4 protein-coding genes are annotated in these 2,930 nt (G+C 67.4%); 2 read left to right on the top strand and 2 right to left on the bottom strand.

Translation table 11 applies throughout. The features are described 5' to 3' along the window. Positions 1-734: oxygenase MpaB family protein (locus Q1V87_RS11680; RefSeq protein WP_300592940.1), on the bottom strand; the 734-nt coding region annotated here is incomplete at its 3' end. Between the two features lie 102 nt (positions 735-836). Beyond that, the gene (locus Q1V87_RS11675) at positions 837-1,277 is read right to left on the bottom strand and encodes a class Ib ribonucleoside-diphosphate reductase assembly flavoprotein NrdI (RefSeq protein ID WP_300592936.1); all 441 of its coding nucleotides are present in this window, start codon (positions 1,275-1,277) and stop codon (positions 837-839) included. Positions 1,278-1,410: 133 nt separating this feature from the next. Between Q1V87_RS11675 and Q1V87_RS11670 the strand changes: the two genes are divergently transcribed. Further along, entirely contained in the window at positions 1,411-2,442 is a 1,032-nt protein-coding gene (locus tag Q1V87_RS11670) for a hypothetical protein (RefSeq protein ID WP_300592933.1), read from the top strand. Beyond that, a complete protein-coding gene (locus tag Q1V87_RS11665; RefSeq protein ID WP_300592930.1) occupies positions 2,439-2,807 on the top strand; it encodes a GntR family transcriptional regulator in 369 nt (122 codons plus the stop codon). The genes Q1V87_RS11670 and Q1V87_RS11665 overlap by 4 nt, the downstream gene beginning before the upstream one ends. The last annotated feature ends 123 nt before the right edge of the window (positions 2,808-2,930 follow it).

The following is a 2,930-nucleotide window of genomic DNA, read 5'->3' as shown; positions in this document are numbered from 1 at the left end:
GCGAGGCGCCCGAGGGGGTCCTCGCGGTAGCGCGACCAGTCGTGCACCCCCGCCATCGCACCCGGATGCAGAGCCTGCATCAGCAGGGCACGGATGCCGGCAACGAGAGTTGGCATACCAGCGTGCACCGTCCACGCTGCGCCGTCTTCGGCAAACAGGCCGGGATCGTCGCCGCGCAGGATGCCGCGGTCGAGGTACCCGTGCATGCGGGCGCGCAGTTCCGCGGCGGTCTCGGGCGGATCCGTCACGCCCATGAGTCGGCCCGCAGTAGCCCAGTCGCTGACGTATGCGTCAGGCCCGCCGGGAATCGGACCGCCCCAGGTTTCGTGGCAGGTGAGGAAGGCATCTGTGAAAGCGAGATGGACCCACTCGACGAGGTCGGCGTCGGCTGCCGAGTATGCCCGAGTCGCGCCGGTGCTGTCGCGATACTCGCCTGCCACCTCGCCGTGGAACCGGGCGACGCGGCCGAGTTCGGCATCCACCTGCTCTTCCGAGCCGAACGTGACGCAGATCACCCAGCGCACGGTTCCCGCGAGGCGCCCGAGGGGGTCCTCGCGGTAGCGCGACCAGTCGTGCACCCCCGCCATCGCACCCGGATGCAGAGCCTGCATCAGCAGGGCGCGGATGCCGGCAACGAGAGTCGGCATGCCCGCGTGCACCGTCCACGCTGCGCCGTCTTCGACAAACAGCCCCGCATCATCGCCGCGTTCGAGCCGCTGCACCCAGGGTGGCATCCCGTTCGGATCCCCCGACAGCGGCACGAGCAAGCGCGCGCGAAGTCCGGGTCGGCGGGTCACTCTTTCAGGATGCCATCGCCGCGGACCGGTGGCTCCGGATCACGATTCCGGATGGGATGCAGCGAGTGCGGCATCCAGGTCGTCGAGGATCTCCGCGCAGTGGGTGACGTCTTCGGGGGTGCCCGCCAGTTCGAACTCGAACAGCACGGGTCTGCCCGACTGAGTCGCGAGTTCGCGGGCCGCGGCCTGGTAGTAGACGCCGAAGTTGCGGTTGCCCGAGCCGATGATCCCGACCATCCGGCGCCGGTTCGCGGGGGAGCGAAGGAAACTGCGGACGCCTGCGGGCAGGGTCACCTCGTCGGCGTTCCCCGCCTTGTACGACGGGGTTAGTAGCACCCAGGGGCCGGATGCTTCGGTGCGACGGACGCTCGCGTCGGCGAGATTGTGCACCGCCCGGCCGGTCGCCTCGGCCAGGTGCTGCGCGAAGCGCCCGGTGAGGTTCGAGGTCGACGAGTAGAAGTAGACAGGCGTCTTGTCCACGCTCCCAGTGTCTCGCTGTTGCGGCCGGCGAGGCGTGGAGGGGGCCGGGGATAACGATGATCTTCTTCAATTTTGTACTAGGTGCGTGGAACAACTTGTGTTAGAAACGTAGTACAAAGCGGTGGAGGTAGAAATGAGACTCGGCAACGGCATTGGATCGATCGACGTGGCGGGACTGTTGTGGTCGACGCCACTGTTCTCCCTGGCGCTTGCGGTCATCATCGCACCGGTTGTGATCGCGTTCACCCGCTCGCGCGTCCGTCGGACGGCAACCGTTGAAGCTCCGCCGGCGGCGGTGCTCGCCCAGTACGCACCCGAGGGTCGGATGATCGCTGCCTGGGGCGCTGTGATGATCCTTGTGCTCGCGGCATCCACCGCGATCATCGACTACGCGGTTGTCGGCCAGGCGATTCGCTGGTGGCGTTTCACGCCTGGCCTCGCTGCCGCAACCCTCGGACTCGCGATCGTTTTCGGACTGATCGTGACGCGGGGAACGCGCCCCCCGGAGATCCCCGCGCTCTCGCCGGTGCGGAGACACTGGGCCAGCTTCAGCAGCCGCACGGCGATGACTGCCACGGTGGTTGTCGCGGTGCTCCTGGTCGCGACGACCGTCTTTGGAGGCCTGACGTCGGAGATGGACTCTGACGGCAATTGGCGATGGCTGGCGCTGCCGATCGTCAACGAGCCCGGCATCGACCCGATCCGGATGAACTACTACGGCTGGACCTTCGGTGTGCCCGTGCTTGTGGCCTTGACCGCTGCTCTCGGGCTCGCGTGGGTCGCGCTCGACCGCAGCGCGGCACGACCCTTCCTGCGCCCCGATACCGTCGACGCCGAACGTCAGCTGCGGCGGCAGACGGCTTCCGGCATCCACACGCTCGTGGTCGCTGCGATGCTGTTCGCCCTGGCAGGGGCCTGGCGCATGATCGCCGAGGTCGGAGCCGTGCGAGAGCTCGTGATCGGCGGCGATGCCGGCGGGCCCTACGAGGTGACATGGCGTCACGCTGACCTCGCAGCCGGTCTCGCGGTGGCTGCGCCAGTGCTCGAAGTCGTGGCCTTCGTGCTTCTGATCAACGTCGCACTGAACCGGATTCTGCCTTCCGTCACCGTCGCTGCACAGTATGCAGCCAGGACGAATCCGCAGCGTTCGGTGGTCTCGTCATGACGGCGGTGCAGCCACCGGTCGCAGAGCGGGACACGTCATCGGCGATCGACATCTATCGCAGCTTTCGGGGGTTGATCGTTGCAGGGCACTTCGCGGCGAATGAGCGGCTGCCGTCGGTTCGTCAGACCGCCACCGATCTCGGTGTGTCCGCGGGGACAGCGGCGAAGGCCTACAAGATGCTCGAGCAAGACGGTCTTGTGATCACCCGGACGGCGGCCGGCACGCGGGTGGCGCCGTCCGCTGCCGTGCTTTCCGAGTCGGTCATGCGCCGCATCCGTGCGCTCGCGGAAGAATCGGCATCCGCTGGAGCTGACCTCGAGGATGTCATCGCGGTCCTGCGGCTGCTGGGTTCACCGCAGTCGTAGCAATCGAGCCTGGGTCTACTCCTGCGAACGGTCGCTGGGCGCGAGGAACGCGGCGTAGTAGTAGCCGGGCTCTCCATCCCAGGTGATGCCGAGGCTGATCGCGTTCACCAACGGTTGCGGCCT

The organism is Microbacterium sp. (assembly GCF_030149085.1).
Taxonomy (GTDB): domain Bacteria; phylum Actinomycetota; class Actinomycetes; order Actinomycetales; family Microbacteriaceae; genus Microbacterium.
Note: the sequence above shows the minus strand (reverse complement) of the source record. Positions and strands in the feature narration are given on the sequence as shown.

Bases quoted from the DNA above. Each gene is read 5' to 3' on its own strand.
- Q1V87_RS11670 (WP_300592933.1), top strand. From the start codon at position 1,411: ATGAGACTCGGCAACGGCATTGGATCGATCGACGTGGCGGGACTGTTG.
- Q1V87_RS11665 (WP_300592930.1), top strand. From the start codon at position 2,439: ATGACGGCGGTGCAGCCACCGGTCGCAGAGCGGGACACGTCATCGGCG.